This is a genomic window from Pirellulaceae bacterium, assembly GCA_019636385.1.
Classification (GTDB): domain Bacteria; phylum Planctomycetota; class Planctomycetia; order Pirellulales; family Pirellulaceae; genus Aureliella.
Genome location: JAHBXT010000004.1, coordinates 602,756 through 629,244, shown reverse-complemented (window position 1 = coordinate 629,244; position 26,489 = coordinate 602,756). Strand labels below are relative to the sequence as shown.

General features: G+C 54.3%; 19 protein-coding genes. 12 read left to right on the top strand and 7 right to left on the bottom strand.

From position 1 onward, the window contains the following. Positions 1-40 precede the first annotated feature (40 nt). From KF752_16940 to KF752_16930, 3 genes are all read right to left on the bottom strand, one after another. On the bottom strand, positions 41-2,092 hold the full coding sequence (locus KF752_16940; protein ID MBX3423246.1) for a M3 family metallopeptidase: 2,052 nt from the start codon (positions 2,090-2,092) through the stop codon (positions 41-43). Between the two features lie 347 nt (positions 2,093-2,439). Then, a complete protein-coding gene (locus KF752_16935) occupies positions 2,440-2,769 on the bottom strand; it encodes a hypothetical protein (protein ID MBX3423245.1) in 330 nt (109 codons plus the stop codon). Continuing rightward, positions 2,762-3,751: a DUF1559 domain-containing protein gene (locus KF752_16930; GenBank protein MBX3423244.1), complete on the bottom strand. Its 990-nt coding sequence runs from the start codon at positions 3,749-3,751 to the stop codon at positions 2,762-2,764. Before KF752_16930 ends, KF752_16935 begins: the two co-directional genes overlap by 8 nt. 158 nt (positions 3,752-3,909) lie before the next feature. Here KF752_16930 and KF752_16925 point away from each other — a divergent pair, with 158 nt between their 5' ends. From KF752_16925 to KF752_16910, 4 genes are all read left to right on the top strand, one after another. Continuing rightward, positions 3,910-4,374, top strand: coding sequence for a winged helix-turn-helix transcriptional regulator (locus KF752_16925; protein ID MBX3423243.1), 465 nt, complete (start codon positions 3,910-3,912; stop codon positions 4,372-4,374). A gap of 264 nt (positions 4,375-4,638) precedes the next feature. Continuing rightward, positions 4,639-6,402, top strand: coding sequence for an OPT/YSL family transporter (locus KF752_16920; protein MBX3423242.1), 1,764 nt, complete (start codon positions 4,639-4,641; stop codon positions 6,400-6,402). A gap of 7 nt (positions 6,403-6,409) precedes the next feature. Beyond that, positions 6,410-6,991 carry a hypothetical protein gene (locus tag KF752_16915; protein MBX3423241.1) on the top strand — a complete coding sequence of 194 codons (582 nt, stop codon included), beginning with the start codon at positions 6,410-6,412 and terminating at the stop codon, positions 6,989-6,991. A gap of 137 nt (positions 6,992-7,128) precedes the next feature. Beyond that, positions 7,129-7,902 (top strand): hypothetical protein, encoded by a 774-nt coding sequence (locus KF752_16910; GenBank protein MBX3423240.1) that lies wholly within the window; start codon positions 7,129-7,131, stop codon positions 7,900-7,902. 306 nt (positions 7,903-8,208) lie between these two features. Here the strand turns inward: KF752_16910 and KF752_16905 are convergent, their stop codons facing one another. After that, positions 8,209-9,492, bottom strand: a complete 1,284-nt coding sequence (locus KF752_16905) for a PQQ-binding-like beta-propeller repeat protein (protein ID MBX3423239.1) — start codon at positions 9,490-9,492, stop codon at positions 8,209-8,211. 791 nt (positions 9,493-10,283) lie between these two features. Between KF752_16905 and KF752_16900 the strand changes: the two genes are divergently transcribed. The 4 genes from KF752_16900 to KF752_16885 all read left to right on the top strand — a co-directional run bounded on the left by KF752_16900 (position 10,284) and on the right by KF752_16885 (position 15,527). Further along, positions 10,284-12,509 (top strand): sulfatase-like hydrolase/transferase, encoded by a 2,226-nt coding sequence (locus KF752_16900; GenBank protein ID MBX3423238.1) that lies wholly within the window; start codon positions 10,284-10,286, stop codon positions 12,507-12,509. 112 nt (positions 12,510-12,621) lie between these two features. Then, positions 12,622-13,323, top strand: coding sequence for an MBL fold metallo-hydrolase (locus KF752_16895; protein MBX3423237.1), 702 nt, complete (start codon positions 12,622-12,624; stop codon positions 13,321-13,323). A gap of 184 nt (positions 13,324-13,507) precedes the next feature. Next, on the top strand, positions 13,508-14,266 hold the full coding sequence (locus KF752_16890) for a creatininase family protein (protein MBX3423236.1): 759 nt from the start codon (positions 13,508-13,510) through the stop codon (positions 14,264-14,266). Between the two features lies 1 nt (position 14,267). Further along, complete coding sequence (locus KF752_16885; GenBank protein MBX3423235.1) at positions 14,268-15,527, top strand: hypothetical protein; 1,260 nt, start codon at positions 14,268-14,270, stop codon at positions 15,525-15,527. Here KF752_16885 and KF752_16880 read toward each other — a convergent pair whose 3' ends face one another. Next, positions 15,528-16,400: a hypothetical protein gene (locus tag KF752_16880; protein ID MBX3423234.1), complete on the bottom strand. Its 873-nt coding sequence runs from the start codon at positions 16,398-16,400 to the stop codon at positions 15,528-15,530. A 421-nt stretch (positions 16,401-16,821) separates the two neighbouring features. Here KF752_16880 and KF752_16875 point away from each other — a divergent pair, with 421 nt between their 5' ends. After that, the gene (locus KF752_16875; protein ID MBX3423233.1) at positions 16,822-17,682 is read left to right on the top strand and encodes a metallophosphoesterase; all 861 of its coding nucleotides are present in this window, start codon (positions 16,822-16,824) and stop codon (positions 17,680-17,682) included. 101 nt (positions 17,683-17,783) lie between these two features. On the opposite strand, the gene KF752_16870 is transcribed toward KF752_16875, so the two are convergent. Both KF752_16870 and KF752_16865 read right to left on the bottom strand, forming a co-directional pair. Then, a complete protein-coding gene (locus KF752_16870) occupies positions 17,784-19,103 on the bottom strand; it encodes a cytochrome P450 (GenBank protein MBX3423232.1) in 1,320 nt (439 codons plus the stop codon). 267 nt (positions 19,104-19,370) lie between these two features. Then, on the bottom strand, positions 19,371-21,992 hold the full coding sequence (locus KF752_16865) for a S9 family peptidase (protein MBX3423231.1): 2,622 nt from the start codon (positions 21,990-21,992) through the stop codon (positions 19,371-19,373). A gap of 516 nt (positions 21,993-22,508) precedes the next feature. Here KF752_16865 and KF752_16860 point away from each other — a divergent pair. From KF752_16860 to KF752_16850, 3 genes are all read left to right on the top strand, one after another. Then, positions 22,509-23,027 carry a MarR family transcriptional regulator gene (locus tag KF752_16860; protein ID MBX3423230.1) on the top strand — a complete coding sequence of 173 codons (519 nt, stop codon included), beginning with the start codon at positions 22,509-22,511 and terminating at the stop codon, positions 23,025-23,027. Between the two features lie 75 nt (positions 23,028-23,102). After that, positions 23,103-24,422 (top strand): tryptophan 7-halogenase, encoded by a 1,320-nt coding sequence (locus KF752_16855; protein ID MBX3423229.1) that lies wholly within the window; start codon positions 23,103-23,105, stop codon positions 24,420-24,422. Positions 24,423-24,463: 41 nt separating this feature from the next. Further along, positions 24,464-25,891, top strand: coding sequence for a cation:proton antiporter (locus tag KF752_16850; protein MBX3423228.1), 1,428 nt, complete (start codon positions 24,464-24,466; stop codon positions 25,889-25,891). Positions 25,892-26,489 lie beyond the last annotated feature (598 nt).

Genomic DNA, 26,489 nt, shown 5'->3' with positions numbered 1-26,489 from the left:
TTGTCTTAGCTCCACAGCAGTTGCTATTGCATTGCCTCAGCTAATTTGCAGGAACCTTCAGTCCACGGCGAATCAATAGTCCATCCACTTGCGGATCGCGGCCCACAAAATCGCGGTACAGTTGATCTGGCTCGCGACTGCCGCCGCGCGACAGAACCGTATCTCGAAACTTCTGACCACTGGTGGCTGTAAGTCCGCCCTGGCTTTGCACAACCGCAAAGCTATCAGCGGCCAGAATCTCACTCCACAGATAAGCGTAGTAACTGGCCGAATATCCTCCGGGCCAGATGTGAGCGAAGTAGGCGCTCTTGTATCGCGGTGGCACCATGGGCAAGTCGACGCCCAACTCAGATAATGACTTCGCTTCAAAAGCTTCAACATCACTGGGAACCTGCTCGGCACGCAGGGAGTGCCAGCGCAAATCCAACAGCGCTGCCGCCAAGTACTCCAAAGTGTTAAAGCCTTGATTGAATTTGCCGGCGGCCAAGACCTGCTTGAGCAATTCAGCCGGCATGACAGCACCGGTCTGGTAGTGGCGGGCGTAATTAGCCAAGACCTCAGGATGAATCGCCCAGTCCTCCTGGAACGTTGAAGGAAATTCTACAAAGTCGCGTGGAACCGAGGTACCTGCCAGCGTCGGGTAACGCACATCAGAAAACAGTCCATGCACACCGTGGCCTAGTTCATGAAACATGGTCGTTGCATGATCGAAGCTGATCAACGCCGGGCTGCCATCTACCGGTTTGGGTATGTTCATTACGTTAACGATAACCGGCTTCTGATTTAGCAGTTTGGATTGTTCAACGAAGCTGCTCATCCAGGCGCCGCCGCGTTTGCTGGGCCGCGCAAAGTAGTCCGCGTAAAACAGGCCAATTTGACTACCGTCAGCATCCATCACATCAAACACGCGAACGTCGGGATGGTATACCGGTAAATCGTGTCGTTCCTCGAAACGCACGCCAAACAAGCGGTTCATGGTGTAAAACACGCCATTTTTGAGAACGCTGTCCAGCTCCAAATACTGTTTGACTTCCGATTCATCAAAGCCAAAGCGGCTCTGGCGAACTTTTTCTGCGTAGTATTCCCAGTCCCAGGGTTGAATTTGATCGGAAATGCCGTCGGCCAGCATGGCAGCTTGAATATCCGCCGCCTCCTGATGCACACGGGCCACGACATCCGGTACCAGGTCTAGCAACATCTTCTGAGCGGCAGCTGGTGTTTTGGCCATCTGCGTTTCCAACGCGTAGTGCGCATGGCTGTCATAACCTAAGATCGCCGCCTTTTCGGCGCGAAGCTTAGCCAGCTGCATGACCAGTTCACGATTATCAATGCCACCATGCTCGCCAATCGCTCGGAAGGCGGAAGCTTGCCAGACACGCTGTCGGATGCTGCGATCTTTGAGCTGAATCAGTACTGGCTGTCGCGTGGTGTTGGTAATGCTCAGCAGATACTTTCCCGTGTGACCTTTTTCTGCGGCGGCCTTGGCAGCCGCAGCGATTTCAGCATCACTCAGTCCATCCAAGTGTTGAAGTTCATCAACCAGCACGGCTCGTTCGCCGGTCACGGCTAGCAAATTATTCTGAAATTCGGTGCTGGCCGAGGACAGTACTTCATTGATTTGACGTATACGGGCCTGTTGTTGAGAATCCAATTTGGCACCCGCCCGCACAAACGAACGGTGCGTTTCTTTAAGCAGTTGCTGCTGCTCCTCGTCTAAATTCAACTTGTCCCGTTGCTGGTACAATTGATCGACGCGCTGGAACAGTTTTCCATTCAAGTAGATATTGTCCCGGTGTGCCGCTAGCCGCGGTGCCACAGCAATTTGAATTTTTTGTATCTCTGGCGTGGAGTCAGACGAAGACAGGTTGAAGAACACCCGTTGCGTCCGCCGCAGAATTTCACCGCTTCGTTCAAGCGGTTCGATGGTGTTAGCAAAGGTGGGCGGCTGCTGGTTCTCTGCGATGTTTTGCACTTGGTCAAGCTGCTCTGTCATGCCAGCTTCAAAAGCCGGCAGAAAGTGTTCGCTCTTGATGGTGGTAAAATCGGGAGCCTCAAAAGGCAGTTGACTGGCTTCAAAAAATGGATTTTTCATGTTCGATGGATGGGATGCAGGTTCGTCAGGTGGATTGGATCGGGCCGGTGGTGTTACACCGACTACAGCCAGCAATACAAGGCTGAACAACACGCGTTGGCAGTAAACTAAGCGCACCGGCGGAGCCTTGGTAGCCCACAAACTTCTGGCGCTGATTGTCCGGCCGGTTGCAAGCACGAATGGGCTCGATCTCAGGCGCCAGGTTTTTCCCGTATAATTGAGCAGAGGCATAATTCCGATCCTGGTAAATGCAGAGTTATCACGTTAGTCGATTCTGATGATCCATGCCGACATTGTAGCCGAGGTGGACGATTGCGGGGGACAACCTCGCCCAACAGTTGGTGTGGCTAGCGCACTTGGTCGTTGGCAAAGTCGAGCGCCTGTTTCTCGGCTGATTCCCATTGACCGTTCCTGGCTAATTCAAGAATTCTGCGGAACGCCTGTTGCTCCACATCGCTCAACTTGTTGACCGCGATCAGCTCATCCAGTTCTGTCTGACAGATAGCTATGCGCTTCTCGTTTCGAGTATTGCAGGCGGTGTAGACTTGGCTAATCAGGGACAGGGCTTCTGGACTCTGAACCAACGGCTGTCGACCACAACCGATCAGGCATAAACTGACTGTCAAGCAAGTCACCAGCCCCATGAGAGCCTTTTGCCGGAGTTGTCTACTAGTCATACGAAACAACCTCTCCTCCTGCGATCGTATTGAGTGCCGCCCACGTATCCAAATTGATGCTGGTTGCAATATGTCGTACGCTGCCGTCACCCAATAGAACATGGCCTCCCCCGGCGCTCCACGGCGAGTACATTTGGCAAACGTGGCAAGTCGGAAAAGAGGGGGGGTGAATAGTGTTCGGTTCGGCAATACTCGGACCGGTATGTGCCAACACATAGGTAGCTGCCGCATCGCATTGGGTGAAGGGGTGACGTTGGGGATCGATGGGGCATGAAACACTGCCTGGCACAACTGCCACCCAAGTCTTGTCACTGATCGTAGTATGCTCGCCAATGAAGACAGTATTTGTCAGTCCGTCGGTGACTTCGGCCAAAGCCACTCGAGAATTGCGATAGAACGGACCATTGGCAACCTTCCGCCAATCAGGCAGCGGCGGCTGATGCCCCCAGGGCTCGTCGTTGCCAACGTTGGCCACATAATGCGAGCGGGCGAGCTGTGCCAGTTCGGTGCCGGACGCATTGCGGACAATCGTATCACCATCGAAGTTCGGTGCCCCCGGATTCAGAAACATTGGCAATCGCACCTTGGCCAGTTGAGCATTCACTGTATGCCAGGCTGGCTGTCGAAAATCGAACTGATTACTTAATTGCACCTGTTCCAGATAGGGTAAAATCAGAGCACCCCACGCCCAACCTGGCGACGCATCAAGGGTCATAGCAAAGGTGTCGTTCGAGCCTGGCACGGACTGATAGCCCGCCGGGAGTACCTTCAGGGCCGTTTCATGGTTCAGAATCGCTATTCCGATTTGCTTGAGATTGTTCTGATTTTGACTGCGCCGGGCGGCCTCACGCGCTGCTTGGACGGCAGGCAACAATAGTCCAATTAACAGGCCTATGATCGCGATTACTACCAACAATTCGACCAGCGTGAATCCACTCATGGCTGATCGTGCAACTGTGTATCGGTTTTCTCTGTAGCGCATTGGTTACTCCCGCTTACGCCCCCAATGTTAGCTTAGGCTAACATTTGCGTCAAGTCGTCATCGGACATCGGGCGACTAGACATCGGATTGCTGTTCATCAATAATCCACACACTGATGGACATTGATTCCTTCTCTCACGTCCTAGTTGAGACCAGCCGTGGCAGCCAGTAAACGTCGCAATCGTCCCGCTCAAAGTGCCGACGATGCTAGTCCAGCCCCAGCGCACCCCAAGATTCGGTCGGATCATAGCATTGAAGTCGCGGAAGATTACGCGGAAGCAATTTACGAGACAATCCAGCAAACGGGGCGGTGCCGCGCAGTGGATTTGGCACGACGTTTTTCAGTCAGTGCCGTGACAGTCAATCGGACGGTGGGGCGTTTAGTGCGCGATGGCCTAGTGCTGACCGAGCCCTACGGGCCGCTGGAACTGACAACGTCCGGACGAAAGCTGGCCGCCGCCGCACAGCACCGCCACGCCATGATGTATGGCCTGTTAATCGCCATCGGTGTCGATCAGGAAACGGCAACTATCGACAGCGAAGGCATGGAACACCATGCCAGCCCCAAAACCTTGCAAGCCATTCAGCGGTTCTTGAAGAATTTGAGGGACGGGAAAGTTTGATTCGGGAGCTGCGACTGGGTTTCTAGGAATCTCAGACTCCCGCGTTCAGTGTCCACTCCGGCCGGCTGCCCAGGCGAGCTGCCCACAGGAGTATACCAGTAACTATGTGTAGCCAGACGGCGAAAATCCAACTCGGACGCTGTCTGAGGCAGTCGCTGCTAGCCGGTCATGTGCCTAATGAACTTGTGGGGTCATTCGCCCCAGCAGCGATACGGCAATATACAATCTTGGCCATCCTGACGTGAGCTAAGCAAGAGGCAGAGTATGAAAGCTGGACCGCGAATACAACCCATTTCCGGTACCTATCCGGAATTTACCTGGACAGCCATCGTCGTAGGCTGGAGCATCGGTGCGGTGCTGACGATTTCCGTGGCCTACGCTTCGCTGATGCTGGGGTTTTCGATCGAGGGATCCGAGCTGGCGGCCATTTTGGGTTGGGGAGTTCTTCGCGGCGCGCTGCGACGTACCAGTATCGTTGAAAATAACATCAATCAGACGTTGGCATCGTCAGTCAATGGAGCTTCGGCAGGCATTATGTTCAGCCTGCCCGCGCTGTTAATTCTCAGTAAGCAGGAGCAATTCACCGATTTAGCCAACTTCAATCAGCCACTGATCATCTTGGCAGCCATCTTAGGTTGTGTTGTCGGTCTCGGCTTTGTGATTCCACTACGTAAACAAATGATCGACTTTGATCGACTGCCCTATCCTGGTGGCATCGCAGTGGCCACGATTCTCAAGAGTCCGGGTGCTGGCGTTCGCAAGGCTCAGTGGCTGTTGGGCGGTGTTGCGCTGGCGGTAGTCTGCCAACTGAGCGTGCTGATTGCCACCGGCAGCGAACATTTCGATTGGCATGCCGGTGAGAAGTTGGGGTTGCCGGCGATGCTGAACATTACCTTCTATGTCTCGATCATGACCATCGGGGTCGGATATCTATCGGGCAAGGGCGGTTTCTGGTTTGGTGCCGGTGGATTCCTGTGCTACTTTGTGCTGTCACCGTTGCTGTCCGCATTTGCCCAGCCCGAAGTTGCCAAGTTGGCATCCGAGCCGGATTCGATTCGCGTGGCTCTGTACCGTCCCACTGGCATAGGCATGTTGATTGGAGCTGCTCTGGGTGGCATGATCGGGGCACTGCCGATGATTTTAGCGGCCGTGGCCGCATTGAAGTCATCGTCGCAGCGCATTGGAGGCGAAGTTGCACGCCAGGACGAACTGCCACTCGGGCTGCTCGTCGCAGCCATCGTCGTGTGTAGTCTTTTCTTGGTGGGATTGTCCTGGTTCGTCGGCGATGGCCAATTGTCAGTGGCGCGATCCGCACTGCTGGCGCTGCTGGGAGTAGGTTGGATTTGCGTGGCGACGATTATTGTGGCTGAATGCGTCGGTCGGACGAATTGGTCGCCGCTGTCGGGTATGACACTGATTGCGATTACACTGCTGATTTTCGCTATGAAGGCCAGCACGGATGACTTGACGACGATTCGAGTCGCCATGGTGATCGGCGTCGCCATCTGTTTGGCCATTGCGCAGGCGTCCGACATCATGTTGGACCTCAAAAGCGGCTACTTGATCGGTGCCATTCCCCGCCGTCAGCAAATCGCGCAGTTAATGGGAGTATGGCTGGGACCGATCCTGGTCGTGTGGTTGATGATGCTGCTCCACACGACCAGCAAAGACGGCGGTATGGGCTCTCCATCACTGCCTGCGCCGCAAGCTACGGCGCTAGCCACCACGATTCAGTCTATATTGAGCGGCGATGCTCCCGTGTTTCGCTACACCGCAGGTGCTGGATTGGGATTGTTGTTGGCGCTCAGCGGACTGGGCGGTATCGGGGTGCTGGTTGGATTGGGGTTCTACATGCCTTTCGGAATTGTGCTGACATACACGTTGGGGAATATTCTGCGGATACTCAGCGATCGCTTTCTAGGTAAGCAAATAGGGTTCGCGATTGGCGTGCCGCTAGCCGCGGGTCTCATCGTCGGTGAAGCACTGGTGGGCGTCGGCTCGGCGATGTGGCAAATTTTCAGTCGTTAGTATTTCAATGGATTTTTCCAGCAAGTCGAGCTATCCCATGCACTATCTCGTGATTGGTCAAGCGCTATTGTGGATCGGATTCTTGATAGCCGCTCTCACGACGGTCTTTCGATTGGAAGTTGCGGATGATCCATGGAGTACGATTCATTGGCCTGCCTACATCGTCAGTCTGACCGTGGGTGCGATCGGAGTTGTGGCACTCCGGCTGCGCAGGGCTCAGCAACAACGGCATGTCACCGCTCACAATTCTGGACTGGAGGCGGCCATCTCCCAACTGCAGTTGTGCGCCGATCAGCTCGATGGCTTGTTGACAAGTCAGATAGAAAACTTGAGTTGCGAGCAAGTGTTGGAATTGATCGACCAGCAAATTACGCCGCTGCTGGACGATTTCGCAGACCGCCGAATGGCGATCCGAAATGTCCTCGGCAACACGGTTTACTCGGCGGTGATGACTGAATTTGCCAGCGGTCAGCGGTATACCAATCGCGCCTGGTCGGCTGCCGCCGATGGTTACGTGGATGAAGTCCACAAATGCGTCCATCACGCTAGCCAATTCCTGCGGGCTGCGGTGCGGTGTGTCAAGCAGTAGGAAATTCGCCGATTAGGCCATCGCGATAAGTTCCTAAATTCTTCACGAAAACGCCTGTAATCAGCCGGTCATTCTGGTAAAATCTTGGGAAATTGCTGTTACATCTTCGTCACCTTAAAAATGAAAAGGGCTCATCTATGAAACTGACTTCGCTATTGGCGCTGCTGCTGGTTGGCATGGCTGTAACCAACGCCGCCGCACAGGGAACATCCAAGAAGATTGACCCATCCGGCACTTGGCGCTTTGAATACGACTTACAGGGTCAGATCGTTGAAGACTCGCTGCGATTGCAACTTGGCAAAGAGGGTGCACTGACCGGTACCTATAAGGGACGCTCAGATGAGCCGGTAGAAATTGCAGGCGGCAAAATCGACGGCGAACAAATTGTGGTCGATATGGAAATCGAAGTTCAGGGTCTAGCAATCAAAGTCAAATTCGACGGTAAGATCAAAGATGACAGTATCGACGGAGTGGTTATCGCTACGACCCCCGAAGGTGATATGGAATTCGATTGGGTGGCCAAGCGCAGCGTGCAAGCAGAAGATGTGGTCGGCTTGTGGGAGCTGGAAATCGATGCCGGTGATACTGTGTTGGAGCCAACCGTAGAAATCAAGCTGGATGGCACTGAGCTGAAGGGCCTCTACAAAGACGCCGACACGGGATTGGAGTCGGAACTCAAGGAAGTTAAGATCGAAGACAACGTTCTGAAATTCAGCATCAGCGGTGAATTCCAAGGCAACGAAATCAAGGCCGCATTCTCCGGTCGTCCTTACGGCAGCAAGTTAAGCGGATCGGTTGAGTATGACTTGAGTGGTCAGACTGGCGAAATCGGCTTCGAAGGCCAGCTGACAACCCCCAAGAAGGCCGCTGAGCCTGCTCCGGCTGCACAACCAGCTGAACCTGCCAAGTAGCCAGGTAATCACATTACAGATATGCAGCGTGGGACTGGGCGAGCCAGAGCGCAACATCCGGCAAAGCCACACCAGTGTACAGACACTGGTGTGGAATTTGTGATGCGTTAAGCTCGGCTTGCGGCAGCCCTGTATTCTCGCCAACAGAGTTTGGCGTAATCGGTTAACGTGCTGCTCATCTACCTGCAGACCACCATGCCTGCAGACCACCATGCCTGCAGACCACCAATAGCGAGATGCCTGGCGGCTTCCGTTTCGCGCCAGGCAGTTTGACGGCTGTTGGTGGTCTGGATGATTTGGGCCTGCTTACTTTTCCGCCACGTAAAACAGGTGGTTCTCACCGCGGAGCAACAGTCCGTTGCCTAGCGGTACTGGCGAACCGATAATCGACTGGCCCATGTTGTTTTGCTCCAGCAAGCGAAACGCATTGTCTTTGATTTCACCAACGAACACCACGCCATCTTCGCGCGGTGCGTACAGCCTGTGGCCGGCTAGCAAGGGCGAAGCATAAAACTTGTTTCGGTGCTTGGGTAGTTGCTGCTTCCATACGGTCTTGCCAGTGGATGGGCTTAAACATTCAACCTCACCTTGATCGCCGACAACGATAATCTGTTGATTGCCAACCAGTGGCGTAGGCACAAACGTTCCCACATCGTTTCGACTCCAAGCATGATTGGTAGCTGTCACATTACCGTTGCCAGACAGCGACACACCAAACAATAGAGGCAAGCCACGGTCGTTGCGCCCGTAAGCAATCACCACATGCCCGTCGGCGACCACTGGCGAGGCAATGGCCGGCCATAGCTTGTGGCCTTCAGGATTGAAATTGCCACAGGACCACAACAATCTCCCATCGGCGGCGGCATGGATGGTGATGTGTTCGGCACCCCAAGTGAGCAACGCTTCTTGGCCAGCGTGCTGCAATACCAATGGTGTTGTGTAACACTGATCACATTCGACCGGCGTCTTGTAATTGCGCTCCTGCTTCCACACCAAGCGGCCATCGGCCTTATCGAACGCTGCGATCCATGAGTCGCCATCGTGCATCCGCACTAAGACGACGTATCGCTCGGTTAGTACCGGCGAACTCCCATAGTCCCAGAACATGTTTTCTTTGCCGTACTGGTCCACAATGTTCTGTTGCCATCTCAGACTGCCGTTCATCTCAACGGCGGCCAGCGTTCCGCTTTTGAAGTAGGCGAACACGGCGGCACCGTCGCTGACCGGCGAACAATTGCTGCCCGATCCATTGCGATGTTTGCCTGGATCTTCCGGGCCAAACCGCTGATGCCATTGCTGGTTGCCGTGAATGTCAAAACACAACAGGCCATCGTGGCCATCCATCGGTGCCGTTACCATGATGTGCTGGTTGACAACGATGGGTGTCGAGCAGCCTTTGCCAGGTAGTTCGGCGCGCCACGTATAGCTGTCAGCGTTGAACTGAGTAGGAAAATTGCCCTGCAGGATGCTGCCCTGAGCGTTGGGGCCACGCCAATTAAGCCAATCCGTCGGCTGGCCGGCAACAGCTAACGGGCACAGTAGACACGCGGTCGCCACAGAAGCAGCCAAGGATCGAATAACCAGCCACATGATCGACGTCACTCCTCATTCTGAAGTCTTGTAAGCATTTGCTTGTCTCATTCGTTCAATGCTTGCTGAGCCTGATCGAATTTGGGGTCCAGCCGTAAGCACTGCTGGTAGACCTGACGAGCTTCGTCCAGACGATCCATCTGCACTAGTGCTGCGCTGTTCGCCACCAAACGTTGGCGGCAGTATACAGCGTTTCGCTTTCCGGTGCAGCGGCGATGAATTCATCCAACAAGTCAATGGCTGGCGGCCAATCGAATTGATTCTCCGCTCGTATCCGCGCCTGGTTATACAATGCTCGATAATACGTACTCCGCTGGCAGCCACTAACTGCGTGCTGGGTTCGAGCGCAAGCCAATATCTCCAGCCGATCGCCAAGGGGCTAGGATGAGAATAGTTACCCGAAACATTCTCTCCACGGCTGCCTCGTCTCGGAAATCCCACAATCTTCAGTAAGTAAACTCAGCAAACCGTCATCATAGTTTCCAAGGTTGTCGTTACAACCCGCCGATTGCAGCGGCCTGCCAAGAATTTGGGCTACCACCAAGGCACCAAGACACGAAGGCAAGGCGGTCGCGAATAGGCGTTCTGGCAATCCAAGGCGATCGGCGGTTGATCTCTGTAGAATTCTTTGTGTCTTCGAGTCTTAGTGGTAAATATCCGAGTCGGTTGTTGAACTGCGACATTGGCTGAGCTACATTGGGCCCAAGATTGCCGCTGGTTCAGCTTGAGTCGCATTCGATTCGATCGGCATTCTTGGTGTTGGTCACATGAGCTCGACAACTGGTGAAGTCATGAACTCAGTACGCTTTTTTCCGCGAATCCCCCGGGGTCAACGTCGAGCTGTACGAATAGGTTGCGTTTGTGTCTGGCTGTTTTATGTCTGGGCGGGTGCAAGCCTTCAAGCGGCCGATCGGCAGCCCAATATTTTGTTCATCTTTTCGGACGACCATGCCACACGAGCGATATCGGCTTATGGTTCATCACTGAATCAGACACCGAACCTAGATCGGCTAGCCACAGAGGGTGTCTTGTTTCGTCGAGCCTTCTGCGCGAACTCACTGTGCGGCCCGTCACGCGCTTGTATCTTGACCGGTAAGCACAGCCACGCAAACGGGTTCTTGCGCAACGGAAACCGATTCGACGCTTCGCAAGTCACTTTGCCCAAGCTGCTACACCAGGCCGGCTATCAAACGGCTGTAATCGGCAAATGGCACCTGGAGACTGATCCTACCGGCTTTGATTACTGGGAAGTACTGCCCGGTCAAGGGCACTATTACAACCCTGATTTTTTGCAAATGGATGGCAGCAAGCGTCGTTTTGAAGGTTACTGTACGGACATCATTACTGACAAGTCGATCGAGTGGCTCAAGGCTCGCGATCCCAATAAGCCGTTTTTGCTGATGTGCCAACATAAAGCACCACATCGCAATTGGGCGCCGCATCCTCGGCATTTCGATTTGTATCGTGATGTTCCCGAACCCAGCACGCTGCACGACGATTACTCGGGCAGATCCAAGCTGCTGGCAGAAAACGAGATGACGATCAAGCATCACTTTCATTGGAGCCATGACATGAAGTTTCATGGCCCACCCCAATTCTCGCAGCATTTCGTGGCCGGTATGGAGAATGGCGAATATCGACGGATGAATCCACAGCAACGAGAGTTGTGGGACGCGCACTACGAACCGGAGAACAAGGCGTTCCTGGAGCGCTTGAGCACTGGCCAATTGACCGACGCCCAGGTGCTGTCCTGGAAATATCAACGCTATATTCAAGACTACTTGCGCTGTATTCAAGCTGTAGACGAAAGCGTCGGTCGTCTGCTGGAATATTTGGAGCAGTCGGGACAAGCCGAGAATACACTGGTGGTATACTCTTCGGATCAAGGATTCTACTTGGGTGAACATGGCTGGTATGACAAGCGCTGGATGTTTGAACAATCGCTGGAAATGCCGCTAATGATGCGCTGGCCGGGCAAGATTCATCCGGGAGTGGCAAGCACCGCTCTGGTTCAAAACATTGACTTCGCTCCCACCTTTCTGTCATTAGCCGGCTGTGCGATACCTGACGACATGCAGGGTGTCAGTTTTGCGCCAATATTGGAGAATGCAGGCCGGGCGCCATCGGGCTGGCGCGATGCTATCTACTACGCCTACTATGAAAACGACGCTGTTCACAATGTGCCCATTCATGATGGTGTGCGTAGCGACCGTTACAAATTGATGTACTTCCCGCGCACGTCTGAGTGGAACTTGTTTGATCTACAGCTGGATCCTGACGAAATGCGTAGCCTCCATGCCGACCCTGCCTACGCGGACATCTTAATCGGCATGAAGAGACGCTATCATGATCTGCGACAACTGTACGACGTAAATTCGGCTGCGATTCCTGCTAGTCGCGGCGACGAAGGCTGGTGGAAGCAACGCACAGAGCAACTCAGTCACAACGCGCAGTCCGAAGATGTTCGGTTGATATTCATCGGCGATTCGATCACGCAGGGCTGGGAGAGCGAAGGTCGCGATACCTGGCAAGAGTTTTATCAGCCGCGCCGAGCTGTTAATTTGGGAGTTAGCGGCGATCGTACCGAGCATGTCTTGTGGCGACTCACGCACGGCAACCTCGGAAAGATGAAACCCAAAGTCGCCGTGTTGATGATCGGTACAAACAACACTGGGCATGTGATGCAAGATCCTGGCCAAGTTGCCCAAGGGGTTCGCGCAATTCTTCACACTTTGGCCCAGCAGCGACCAGACACCAAAGTCGTCTTGCTGGGTGTGTTCCCGCGTGGTGGAGGACCGTGGGATCTGGCGCGTTTGAACAACGTAGCGATCAACCAGTATTTACAGCGAATGCACGATGGTCAGCGAGTTTACTATCGAGATCTCAGTTCAGCGTTTCTTCAGCCCGACGGAACAATTAGCAGTCAGATCATGCCCGATTTGTTGCATTTGAGTCCAGCCGCCTATCGAGTGTGGGCTGAGGCGCTGGAGCCGACTCTCAAAGAATTGGGTCTGTAGGCCCCTACCCAGCGCTCTGTTGACTAGCGTACACTACAGGCACTTCCGGCCAGCGCGGATTCTCGTGTGGCGCGACCCATCTTGTAACTCGTTGAACAACTGACTTGCTGCCGTGCTGAATATCTATACCATCCCGGTCACGCCCTTTGCGCAGAACGCCAGAGTCCTGCATGACCCCGATACCAACTGGGTGACCATTGTCGATCCAGGTGGTGAAATCGAGCGGATCATGGCGCAGGTGCGCCAGCTCGAGCCCCAACAACTGAATGTACTTTTGACACATGCTCACATCGATCACGCCGGTGGAGCTGCTTATTGTCTACAACTCGCCCGACAAGAATTTTCGCTACCTGTGCCGTTGTATGCGCATCGAGAGTCAATATTGCGCGGCAGCATTCGGGCGCAGGCGCACATGTTCGGGCTGACGGGGCGCGAGTACCAGGACGTTCCCGACCCCGATGTGACTTTGGATGATGGCGATGTCTTTGCCGTAGGTGGCTATAGCGCCAACGTTCTGTTTACTCCGGGGCACGCACCCGATCATCTGTCGCTGTATTTTGATGTCCAGCAAGTTCAGTTGCATGAGTCGGGTCGCAGTCAGTATGCGTCCGCGCCGGTGGTTATCGCCGGTGACGCGTTATTTGCCGGTAGTATTGGCCGAACCGATCTGCCCGGCGGATCGCTACCGCTTCTGATCAAAAGCATTACTGAAAAGCTATTCACATTGCCCGACGATACGTTGGTGTTATCTGGTCACGGTCCACAGACGACCATTGGTGAGGAGCGTCGCTATAATCCCTTCTTGAAAGGCTAGTGTAGAGCAAGTGTCCCCAAGTGCTCAGCTCCCCACGTTTTGCTAAGGAATTTCGCAGCATCCCTATTGCTCACCAGCGTTTTTCCACAATCCTTCTACAATGACTCAATACTCTATCATCAAGATTGGATGAAGCACGAATTGTCGGCAAGACGCCGAACCAGCGATCTGAAAGCAGGTACCGATGTTGCTACAAGAGATGGCTTGGCCCGCTGTGGCCAGTTTGTCCAAGGACACGCCGCTGGTGATTCCAATTGCTGCCATGGAGCAGCATGGACATCATCTGCCGCTGTTCACCGACAGCATGTTGTTGGGCGAGATCGTGCGCCGAACAGAGCAAGCCATGCGTGACCAAGTCGTCATTGCACCGCTGATGTGGCTGGGCAATTCGCATCATCACCTGGATTTTCCAGGAACGATTTCCAGCCCTCCTCGCGCCTATTTGGACATGCTGGTCGGGCTATTGGATAATGCTGTACAGCACGGATTTCGCCGCATCTTGATGCTCAACGGCCACGGTGGCAACGACATTCCCGGCAAGCAGGCGACATTTGAGTTGCGTCAACAGTACCGGCAGCGACGAGACTTACTCCTGTTGTTCAGTACCTACTGGTCCTTGGCTGACGAGCAGGAGATGAGCCAGCAGAAACTCGTTCAGTCCGAGATGGGCCACGCCTGCGAGTGGGAAACCTCAATGATGCTGTGCATCGCACCGCAATTGGTCGGCAATTATGCGGCGGCGGAGACCATCGAGCCGGGCAATCCATTTCGACCAGCCACGCGAGCTTGGACTACCACAGAACGCTCACAACCTGGTCACATCGGCTGGCCACGCGCCGCCAATGCCGATAAGGGCGAATTCTTGTTGAGCAACTTTGCTCGAGGCGTTCAACATATGCTCCGGCGGATGATTCAGTGGGATGGTTCTAGTTGGGAGGGATGATATGAAGTTACTCAATCGTAGACGATTCGTGCACGGAATCGCTGCCGCAGGCGCTCTCTCTGCACTTACCGCCCATGCTGCTGGTCCGCGCAAGAAGATAGCATTCTTAGGTACCACAGTATTTACACACTCACACGCGCAGCACTTTCTGGATCGCTTTGCGGCTGGATACATGATGGGCGGACACTGGCGTGATCCGGCTGCCGAGCTGGCGGCGGTGTATATCGATCAATTTAGTGACAGGGATATCGGCCGCCAACGACTGGAAAAATACGGACTCACGCAGTATTCTTCGATTGCCGAAGCCTTGACCTTGGGCGGCTCGAAGCTGGCCGTCGATGGCGTGTTGATTATCGGCGAGCACGGCGACTACCCGCGCAACGAGAAAGGTCAAACTCGATATCCGCGTTACGCGTGGTTCAAAGAGATGGTACGTGTCTTTGAAGACAGCGGCCGCAGCGTGCCGGTGTTCAACGACAAGCACTTGTCTACCGAGTGGGACGAGTGTGTGGAGATGGTGGAAGATTCGCGCAGACTGGGATTCCCCTTTTATGCGGGTTCGTCGTTGCCAGTGACCTGGCGCTTGCCTTCGATCGACATGCCCTTTGATGTGCCACTACGGGAAAGCGTTTGCGTAGCCTACGGTGGCGTAGACAGCTATGATTTTCACGCGCTGGAGACGGCTCAGTGCATGTCCGAACGCCGTCGCGGTGGCGAGGTCGGTATCAGCTCGGTGCATGCAGTTCGCGGAGAGCAGTTGTGGGACTTGCTGTCGCAGCGCGATGTGACTCAGCAATTGTTCTTGTCAGCTCTCAGTCGCAGCCACAATTTGCCGGTGGAGACAGGATATCCCACGGAGCGCTTAAGTTTCCAATGGGCCAAACGGTCGTTGCCAGATACTATTGGTTATTTCATCGAGCATCGCGACGGATTCCATACCGCCATCTTTATGACGGGAATTCGCGATTTTAACTACGCAGGCATGCGTGCTGACAACGGCCAGATCATCGGCTGCCAAATGATGTTGCCGATGCCCGGGCAAAGCTCGACGACCGCCGACTTCTTCAACCCGTTGTCTTATCACGTTGAGCAGATGATCGTGCACGGCAAAACCATCTATCCCGTCGAGCGGACTCTGCTGACTTCGGGAATGGTGATTGGCGGAGTCGATTCGCTGCACGCCGGCCAAGTTCCGATCGCGACACCGCAAATGCAAGTTGTTTACCAGGGGCCACCGGAGTCGATGTACTGGCAGAGCTGATCAGTCCAGTTTTTTGTCCTTGACCTGAACCGTGCCGATGGTCTCACGGACCAAGTCTAACAATGTCTGATATTCGAGCTGTTTGGCTTCGTACTGAATTCGCAATGCCTGAACATCACCGATTTGCTGCTCGGTCTTAGTTAAGTCTGCATGAATTTTCTGAAGCTCGCGAGCGGGTCCGCGCTGCTTGATGAGAGATTCAATGTGAGCCATCACAACCTCGCGCCGCGCTTCAAGGCTTTTAATGCGCAGTGCGGCGGCGGTGGATGGCGACTGAGGCTTGGCCACGGTGTCGGATTGACTAGCAGACGAACCGCCGCTGGTTGAGGGACTACTGGCTGGCTTGACGGGCTTAGTGCTCGTAGCGGCCGGCGGTGGAGAAGGTACTGTTTCTTGTTTGGACGATTCCAGGATAGCGCGTTCCGACGCCAAGTCCCAGTCGATTCGCTGCAGTTCTTGCAGGCAATCCTTCTCCAGCACCTGCAGGGTCTCCAGGTTGGTCAGTACAGGACCGAATTGCTGATCGTAGGTCGTTTGTCGTTCAGAGTAGTTTTGCGAGCGCTGCTTGAATTGATCACCTAGCGACTCTTCCTGCACGGCAAAACGCGCCGCAATTCGCTGGCGAATGGTTAGCTCAAACCGCAGGTCTTCTTCCAAGTATTTGACGCGGCGTATCTGCTCCTGTACTTTCGGATGCCCCAAACCCATTTCCGACAGCAGGCCTCTGAGTATGCGTAGTTGCAACTGAATATCCTGGGCGCGCGATTCGGCCAGCTGTCCGCGTCCCGCTGAGTCCTGACCTTGAGCCGGCGTGACCACCCACCCAAGCAGCACCACGGCCAACAACGCAACCGCCAATTCCAAATTCTTCATCTTGCACCTCGTCATTCTGTCCTGGGGTTAGTCGATTCCCTGGGCTAGCTGCTGTCAGTTGAATTCGCGTGGGACTAACGTTGGCCGGCCGTCGCCAAGCTTATATCATACGCTGTTTTGAACCATTCCAAGTGGATTGCCCCTAGTTTTCCCAAGGCAACGCAGTTCGCCGAACCGGTAGCCACCGACATATTCGCGAATTGGTACGGTTCCATTGGCTCGATGTCTCTGCGACAACCAATGACAACTACAAGCACCAGCCGAAGCGCTCGTTACAATCAGTAGAATGCTCGCAATACTGGCTGCGCCACCAAGAAAGTTTGAATTAGTATGGTTTGATACCTCGGTAAGCTCTGATCTTCGAACCGTCTAAACGCCGATCAAGGCTGGACAAACTAGCAGTTCTGATAGACTCTCACGCATGAATCAAAGTGCAACAGGCAAGGCGCTCTCGCGCCGCAAATGGCTTAAGGTAGCGGGCGGCTGCACGCTGGGCGGTGTGGGTATTGGCGCCTGGACCGTGATGCTCGAGCCGCACTGGCTGACTGTTCAACACTATCGGCTGCCACTGGTTAGCCTCCCCAGCCACTGGCATGGAAAGCGACTGGTTCAAATATCCGACCTGCACGTTGGTCGCGTGTCCATCGACTATCTGCAAGGAGCGATGCAACAGGTCAACGAATTGGAGCCGGATGTTTTAGTTATTACCGGTGACTTCGTGGATTATCACGCAGAGCTAAGCGGTGACCTGCAGCGGGTATTGAAACAGTTGAAGCCTGCAAAAATCGCTACGCTGGGGTGCTTAGGCAATCACGATTTTGGTCGTCGTTGGTCGGAGCAGGCCGTTGCCGATTTTGTAACCGAAACTGCGAAGCAACGGGAAATTCAAGTTTTGCGGAATCAGTGGTTGGATTTGGATGGGCTACATTTCTTGGGTTTTGAGGACTATTGGTCGCCAAATTCCCAGCCGCAGCCGCTGTTGCAGCAAGCGCGACCCGATCTGCCGACCATCTGTCTGTGCCATAATCCGGACACCTGTGATATTCACGACTGGAGCGGGCTGCAGGGCATAGTGCTAGCTGGGCACACGCATGGAGGACAATGCAAGCCGCCGTTTTTGCCGCCACCGATCTTGCCGGTATTTAATCGTCGTTACACATCTGGTTTTTTTGAGTTGGCTCCCAATCGGCAATTGTTCATTACGCGTGGCTTAGGATACACCCATCAAATGCGCTTCAACTGCCGTCCCGAGATTTCGGTATTTACGCTGCAAGCGGTGTAAGGTGCTCGTCTTCGTTGCTGCCATCGCCAGCCTGTGGACCGGCGTCAATTCCCACTCTCTGGCGAGAGCAACCGCATTCGGCCAGTTCACTCATGTGAAACTCACAGAGCCGAAATCCGCATTGGCACGTTACTTCCCGGCCCCATCGTTACGTTTCTGCGTACCGGCTGAACGGGAGCGGTTTCGACAAGCTCAAAGCGGAAGTGTTTGAGCAGACTGCCTAACACCATGGCCATTTCGTAGCTTGCAAAGGCGGCGCCCACACAGCGGCGATGTCCACCGCCAAAAGGCATATAGGTAAAAGGTGAGTACGAGCGGTCAATAAACCGTTGGGGTCGAAATTGATCGGGCTGTTCAAACACGTCGGGATTGTAATGAGCCAGCACGGTGGCCGGAGCGACGGCGTAACCGGCAGGCACGCAAAACTGGCCCAGCTCCATCGGCTGTCGCAACTTGCGCAACGTCTCAGTAATAATCGGATGAACGCGTAGCGTCTCCTGGATACAGGCTTTCAAATACGGTGCTGTCACGAGCTGCGTTGGCTCTTCACCCGTCTGCCGCAACTCCTGCTGTAATTGATTCAGCACTTCTGGGTGGTGATGCACATGGTACATGGCCCACGTCAGTGACAAGGCGGTAGTCTCGTGACCGGCGAATATGAAGGTCATCAGCTCATCGCGTATGTGCTGTTGGCTCATCGGCTGACCGTCTTCATAGGTCGCACTGCACAGCAACGACAGTATGTCGTCGTGAGATTGCGCCTCAGCGGTACGACGACTGGCAATGATATTGTCGATGTGTTGGTACAACTCATCTCTTGCACTGCAAAAGCGGTCCCAGGGGCTGAGTCCGAAGAACGACCGGTGAGTTCGCCGAGAAAAAAACAACAACGGATGCATGGACTCAACTACTCGTCGAGACGCTTGCACTAGACGCTGAAGATCATGGCCACTGGTTCCGCCGATGATGTTCTGCACGATAACGCCAAACGAGATATTGGTCATTAGCGGTAGTATCTCAACACGTCCCGTTCTACAGGCAGCTTCAGCCTGCTCAACCGCTTGCTGGCACATGTTGGTCCCGTAGGCTCGCATGCGATCGCCATGAAACATCGGCATCAACAATCGCCGTTCGCGCCGATGGGGACTGCCTGCCATGGCAAAAATCGAGCCGGTTCCCAACAGCGGTACGGTCGTTTGCTCAGCGAATCGGTCGTAGATATCGGGGTCTTGACCGTATATTTCCCGAATCAATTCTTCGCGACCAGTGACCACCACCGGGCCATTGAGTGCATGAAACAAGAAGGGATCGCCATACTGGTCTCGCCATGCTTCCAGCAACTTGCGTGGCTGACGAACAAACCTCAAGGTCGGCAGCCATCGACCGCTGGGACCGGGTGGTAGATTGAGATTTTGGTTCATGGCTGTGTTCCTTGCATTAGCCCGTGTATTGCTTCCATTTCACTGGCCGATCCTAGATGCTCCGGTCCATTTCACCTGGTTTGATTTCTATGGAAACTTGCCAGCTTTGCCAGAGGTAGTCGTTCGTCATAATCATCCCATGATGTGCTTGGCGGGCCATCGTCAGCCGAACCAATCGCGATGGGCCGTGAATTGCCGCCTACCGCCATGTGTGACAATAGCTTCTCCCTCGCACTGGCACCCGGTGGTGCCGCTCTACGAAACGCATTACGGCAACAACTGCTTGCTCAGCACGGCGTTGCCCATGGCAGGTAGCACCTGCTCGCTGCGCTGTGTGGCCTGGGTTTGGGGATCGAGCCACAACGTGATGCGTTGCGCGGGATTGGGCAGGGAGCTGAGGATCACTTTCAGCAATGGTCGTTGGCCGACTTTTTCAAGCCCATGAACTTTCAGCCGATAAGGCTCGATCTTGGGTCCGCTCAGGTCGACAACGTTGGCTACCAATTCGTAGTCTTCCGTTAGCGGCAGGCTCTGGACGATGGCTTCCAGACCCGGACCGTCACACAGCAGCGCGCCGGTGTATTCCAACGCGTAAGGCTTGTCGTCGATATGCACTTGGACCTTGCCCGGACTGTATTCTGCTTTTACCGTCGTGGGAGGCTGCTTGTACAGTCGGCTGATCGGTGCCAGTTGATCGGAATAGGTACCGGTCGATTCCAGTGTGCCGAACGGACCTGTGATCGTCTCGGTAATGATCCATTGGCCCTTTTCGCTGGCGACCGAGCTGTGTGCCTTCATCGGAATCTCTTGGCCTTGCACGGCCAGCTTGACATCCCAATTGCTGGAACCGGCTTTCAGCGCGACATTCAGCTTGGGCATCTGCGGATCGACCATCACATCGTCAGGGTTGACGTACGTGACTTGGCTGATGTCCACGCGCAGTTCTTGCAATCGCTTGGCGACATCGTCGGGCATGACTGCGTCGTAACGTCCGCCCAATTTTTCGGCCAGAAATCGTTCAGCTTCAGCATACATGGCCATGCGATTGACGGGTTTGGCAAATCCGTGACCTTCGTCTTCGGCCAACAGGTAGCTGACATCATGTCCACGATCGCGCAGGGCGATGACAATCTGGTCGGATTCGGCTTGTTTGACGCGCGGATCATTGGCACCTTGGATGATCAGCAGCGGCCTACGAATTTTTTCGGCGCTGAACAGCGGGCTAGCCTGGCGAATCAGCTTCTTGCCTTCGTCGGTATTCGGGTCCCCCACCATGCCATACAGGAACGCGCGGCCCGATTCCCAGTAGGCTGGGATAGAATCCAGCAGGGTCGCGATATTGCTAGGGCCAACAATGTCTACGCCGCAGGCATACAGATCGGGGGTGAAGGCCAATCCGGCCAGCGTCGCATAGCCGCCGTAGCTGCCGCCCATGATGGCCACGCGAGCCGGATCGGCGATGCCTTGGGCGATTAAATACTTGACGCCCCAGGTAATGTCATCCTGCATCAGCTTGCCCCACTGCAGGTCGCCCGCGTTTAAAAATTTCTTGCCGTAGCCCCCACTGGCACGGAAATTGGGTTGCAACACAGCGTAACCGCGATTGGCCAGGAACTGAGCTTCTGGATTGTAGCCCCAACTGTCGCGAGGACCTTTGGGTCCACCATGGACCAGCACTACCACCGGCAACTGCTTGGGCTGGACGCCGACCGGTAGCGTCAGGTACCCCGGAATTTCCAAACCATCGCTGCTTGCGTAACGCACTGGCGTCATGGCGGCCAGATGCTGTTCGACCTCTTTCAGTTCGGGGCGCGGCGTGTACTGATGAGTCAACTGGCGCGAGCGCGTGTCATACAGCCAGGCTTCGGCAGCGTATTTGTCTCCGTGGATAGCGATCAAAATTCGGCTGTAGTCGTTGGTCGCACTTTGGAGCGTGATCTCGCGCCCGGGGAACTGTTCCTGTAGGAATTTGTAATTCTCCTCCCACTGCTTGTTCTTCCAGTAGATACGAGTCTTATCGTCGGTGTAGGAGGTGGACAGAATCTCCCGCGTGTTGCGATCCAGTCGCAGTTCCCCAAAATCGACTCGCCCCAGCGGATCGCTCTCCAGCAGCGTCAACTCTTTGGTCTTGGGGTTCATCAAAAACAGCGTGGATAGGTCCAGTTCGCCTTTGTTGGTCTCCAGATACAGATTCTGGTTGGTTGGGTCCCAACCAACCACGGCAGCACTTTCGGTAACCAGCGTCTCATAGATCGGCACCAGTTGGTCGTCATCTTTCCGCAGAAGTGTCGTGTTGCCCTTCTCATCCGTGCGGCTCACCAGTCGCAGATTGTCATCCCAATCGAACTCGTAGCCGGTGATGCGATCCTGGTTCTCGTACACCAGTGTTTGCTGGCCGGTTGAAATCTCCAGTCGATACAGATCGTGCCAGGCCTTATCGCGGTGGTTCAACCCGACCCACATCAGATCGGGATTGCGTTGGCTGATGTGCACGATCTGTGCCGTTACCTCTTCCAGCGGTGTCAGATTCCGCGATTCGGGTACGCTCTGACCAGTGGCGACTGTAGCTGCCGGATCGACAGCATACAAATTCATATTCTCGTCGCCATCTTTGTCTTTGACGTACAAAATGTAACGACCGTCCTCGGTCCAGGCGTAGCCGTACAGAGGTCGTTTGCTGTCGGTCAGCGGTCGAGCTGCCTCGAAGGGTTCTTCCAGCCCTTTTACCCAGACATTCATGATGCCGTTGTAGGCTTTCATAAACGACAAGAACCGACCATCGGGGCTCAGTTGTCCGCCAGAGATTTGCGGGTTCCCGAAAAACAACTGTCGATCCAGCAGGGGAGTCTGCTCCAGGGCGATTGCTGATTGCGAATTGGCAGTGACCATTGTGAATAACGCGAGACCGATAGTAGTGAATTTGAAGTTCATGAAAGCACGCGACGGTTAAGAGTGTCCCTTTAAGTCTATAGCCATGCCATGTCGCTACGCTCGCCGAAGCGTGGACTGTATTATGCATCCACCGGGCAAGTTCACGCGGAGCTAGGCTCGCCAGAGCGTGGACTTCATGGTTAATCGACCTGGCTGGCGGCTGCATTGTAACCGATCCACATCGTCCATGTCACAAGGTCTCGCTGCGGTCAGCCTACCAGTGGCTCACACGCCATGCCAGCATTTGCATGCCGCCCGTGGATTTTTGCCAGATGTCATAGGATGACATTAGCGTGAGCACTGTTTCACGCCGCCAGTCAATTTCCATCTCCGAGTAGCTTTCCGGTGTACCCAGCAGCTATCCAGCAATCCAACCAATGGCGCACTGCCGCTGACGCTGAAAAGTCAAATACTTGTCTGGACAACAGTTGTTTGACTGGGTAAAATCACGATCCATGCTGCTCCTCACATGCCATGTTCCAGTCGCGGGAGTTGAAATTGACGCAGGCCAGCAAGTCGAAGACGACTCGCAAAGCACCAAAGTTTGATTCGCTCGAGCAGGAAGTGTTCCTCAACCTGTGGCGAACATTTGAGTGCCTGAAGTCGCACGAAACAGAATTGTTCGAGCAATTTGGACTGACCAGCCAGCAATACAATTTGCTGAGATTACTGCGAGCTGTCCGGCCAAACATGCTGCAGACGCTCTCTCTGGCAGAACGATTGGTTTCGCGGGCACCGGATATTACTCGTATGCTCGACAAACTCGAGGATCGGGGTTTGATCGTGCGCGATCGGCCGCTAGAGAATCGCCGCGTAGTGCAGGTTGGTATTACCGACAGTGGTTCAATTCTGCTGGATCAAATTGCTCAACCGCTGCACGACTGCCACGTGCGTCAATTGGGGCACCTCTCGGCAGCTAAACTCAAGCAGTTGATTCAATTGCTGCGCGCTGTACGTCAGCCTCATGAAGATCAGTCCAGCAGTTGGCGATGAATTTCAGGCTACGCATTTTTTATTGAACAATTTTTGTTGAACAATCATTCCTGACTCGCCCACTGAGGAGGCCATATGCAGATTACAGATTCCGCAATCGACGTTGTCGTTATCGGTGGCGGTCCGGCCGGAGCAACTGCTGCGACGTTGATCGCACAACAGGGATTTCGAGTGCAGTTATTCGAGCGTGACAAGTTCCCCAGGTTTCATATCGGCGAATCGTTGATCCCGGAGACTTACTGGGTACTCAAGCGGCTCAATATGCTACCCAAGTTGCAGAACAGCCGCTTCGTCAAAAAGTACTCAGTGCAATTTGTGAATTCTACCGGCAAGACTTCCGCTCCGTTCTACTTCTGGGACAACAAGCCTCACGAATGTTCGCAAACCTGGCAGGTTGTCCGCAGCGAATTCGATCAGCTGATGCTCGACAACGCTCGTGAACACGGAGTGGCCGCACATGAGCAAGTGCGAGTGCTGGATGTGCTGTTCGAACAAGATCGAGCCGTGGGGGTGAAGATTCGGCTGCATGATGGCACAGTGCAGCAGGTGCCCTGCCGCGTAGTCGTGGACGCCAGTGGGCAAAGCGGATTGTTGCAGAACAAATTCAAGCTTCGCGTGTGGGATCCGGTACTTAATAAGGGCGCGATCTGGACTTATTTCCAAGGTGCCTATCGAGATTCGGGCAAGGATGAAGGGGCCACCGTGGTCATTCAAACACCCAACAAACTAGGTTGGTTCTGGAACATTCCACTGCATGACGATCGACTGAGCTTAGGCGTGGTGGCCCCCTTTGACTATTTGTTCAAAGGACGCGGCAGTCATGAACAAACGTTTAACGAAGAGGTCCAGAAATGCCCAGCGGTGCAGGAACGACTCAAGTCCGCCACTCGCCTCACGGGCTACTTTGCTACCAAGGACTATTCGTATCGCGCTACCCGATGGTCAGGAGACGGTTGGGTGACGATCGGTGACGCCTTTGGCTTCCTAGATCCACTCTACTCGTCTGGTGTCATGCTGGCGCTAAAATCGGGCGAGATGGCCGCCGATGCCATCTGCGAAGGGCTTAAAACGGGCGACACATCACAGGCTCAGCTCGGCAAGTGGGGTCCGCTGCTCAATCAGGGCATCGACCGCATGCGACGCTTGGTATGCGAATATTATGACGGATTCAACTTTGGCAATTTTGTGAAAAATTTTCCGGAGCTGCGCGGAAAGATCACCGACTTGCTGATCGGCGATCTGTTTACCGACAAAGTGGATGTTGTCTGGCAACCGATGGAGTCATTGTACGCTGCTGGCAAACAAGCTCCGGTCGGATGGCAGGCCGGCACGCCTTGCGAACAAACGCTCGACAAGGCCAACGAGCTTTATCTTCCCGAGGGCCAGATGCCCTAGTCTTCCCGACGGAAATCGTGACTGGAGTTCGTTCGACGCCCATGCAAGAGCAAGTTCGCCGTCCTGCTGATCACAGCAGATTTCACCATGTGCTCGGCTATCTACTGATGGTCGGAGTCGGAATGGGAATCTTTGTGGTAATTCGATCCATCGGCGAAGCCTTGGCTGTACAGAGTACAACCACCACCCTCCAAAACACAGACACAGTGGCAGCCCCACCGACCGCACATGTCCTGCCGCATGTGCTTGGGGCCTTACTGGCAGTCATTGTTCTGGGACGGACGTTCGGATGGATGTTGGTCAAAATTGGTCAACCGCCGGTCATCGGCGAGATGTTAGCGGGTATCGCACTCGGCCCTTCGGTTCTTGGCAAGCTTTCGCACGAAGCTATGCAGTTCATCATGCCGGCCTCCATTGAGCCGATGCTGGGAATCATCGCTCAGTTGGGAGTGATACTCTATATGTTCCTGGTTGGATTGGAACTCAATCCAGGTGCCTTTAAGTCCAAGGCATATTCGACCATCGCCATTTCACACGCTAGTATTCTTGTCCCTTTTCTACTTGGTTCAGGTCTGGCATTGCAACTTTACGAACCTTTAGCACCAGCCGGAGTTTCGTTCACTAGCTTCGCACTGTTTGTGGGTGTCGCAATGGCGATCACGGCGTTCCCAGTCTTAGCACGCATTTTGTCAGATCGCAGGATGGAGAAATCCGATTTAGGAGTCATTGCCATCAGTTGCGCCGCAGCGGCTGACGTGAGTGCCTGGTGTCTGTTGGCACTGGTTACCGGAATCTCCCAGTCTGACCTGTCTGGGGCGATTCGAACCTCACTACTCGCGATTAGCTATATTGGTTTGGTCTTAGTGCTTGCCCAAAGATTTGGTGGACGGATCGCGTCCATCGCCAGCCGCGGGGCGAGCACCAAGACCACAGTTTGGATCTTGATCTCGGTACTAGTTTCAACACTTATCACCGAGTCGATCGGCATCCATGCCATTTTTGGCGCGTTTCTGGTGGGTGCCGTAATTCCTCACGATAGCGTGATTTCCAGTGAATATCGCGCCAAACTACACGATTTTGTGACCATCTTATTACTACCTGCTTTCTTTGCAGTAACCGGCATGCGAACAGAAATCGGGCTCCTGAGCAATGCGGCCGACTGGCTGACCTGTGGAGTGATTATCATTGTCGCGACGCTTGGTAAATTTGGTGGAACCGTGTGTGCTGCCAAGTACTACGGGCTAGACTGGTGGAGCGCCGCATCGCTGGGCGCTCTGATGAATACACGCGGTTTGATGGAGCTTGTCGTTCTGAGCGTTGGGCTGGATTTGGGAATCATTTCGCAGTCGCTTTTTACCATGATGGTGATCATGGCTCTAGTAACAACCGTTACCACAGTACCCGCAATGCGCATTATCGAATGGCTACAAGCGCGTCGGCCTGGGAATCCAGACATGGTGGCAACTTGATCCGATTTGCTTTCAAGTGCTCCAATACCCCAGCTCGACCATCAAGGGCCCGCGCAGCAAACATGTCTGCTCCGCCAATGTGTAGATTTGTAAGCGACACAGAAGTCAGAGATTCGCTGGCTACTGATCCGGCAAGTCTCTGCCCCTGCGGCGTGCTCGGCAATTTTTGCATTTGATCATGGAAATCAGCAGCAGTACCATACCCGTAGGGATGGCCACGATCCACAGGGTTCCACACGAAAACAAAGACACGACAAAAACCCCCAAGCCGATTGCTTGGAAGTTCTCGCGATGACGTTTGCAAGTTTGGCATTCTTCTTTAGCCATCGGCTCTGCGGCTAAATTTGAATCGCTCATAAATTGTCCCGCTGTTGGAATTTTTAGCCACCTGCGGTGGAACGCTCATTGTCTATCTGATTTCTGATTCGACACAGCCGAATTGGCCTTGCAGGCAATCAGACAAAACGCCGCATGTGCTCTTAGCCGTAGTCGCCAATCGCTTGCCTGAGTTCCTCCTGGCGGTTTATCATCACCAATGGTCATTGAAACTCAATACGGCATCAGGTGAGATTATTGCCCCGTGGCAAGTTGTGATTGG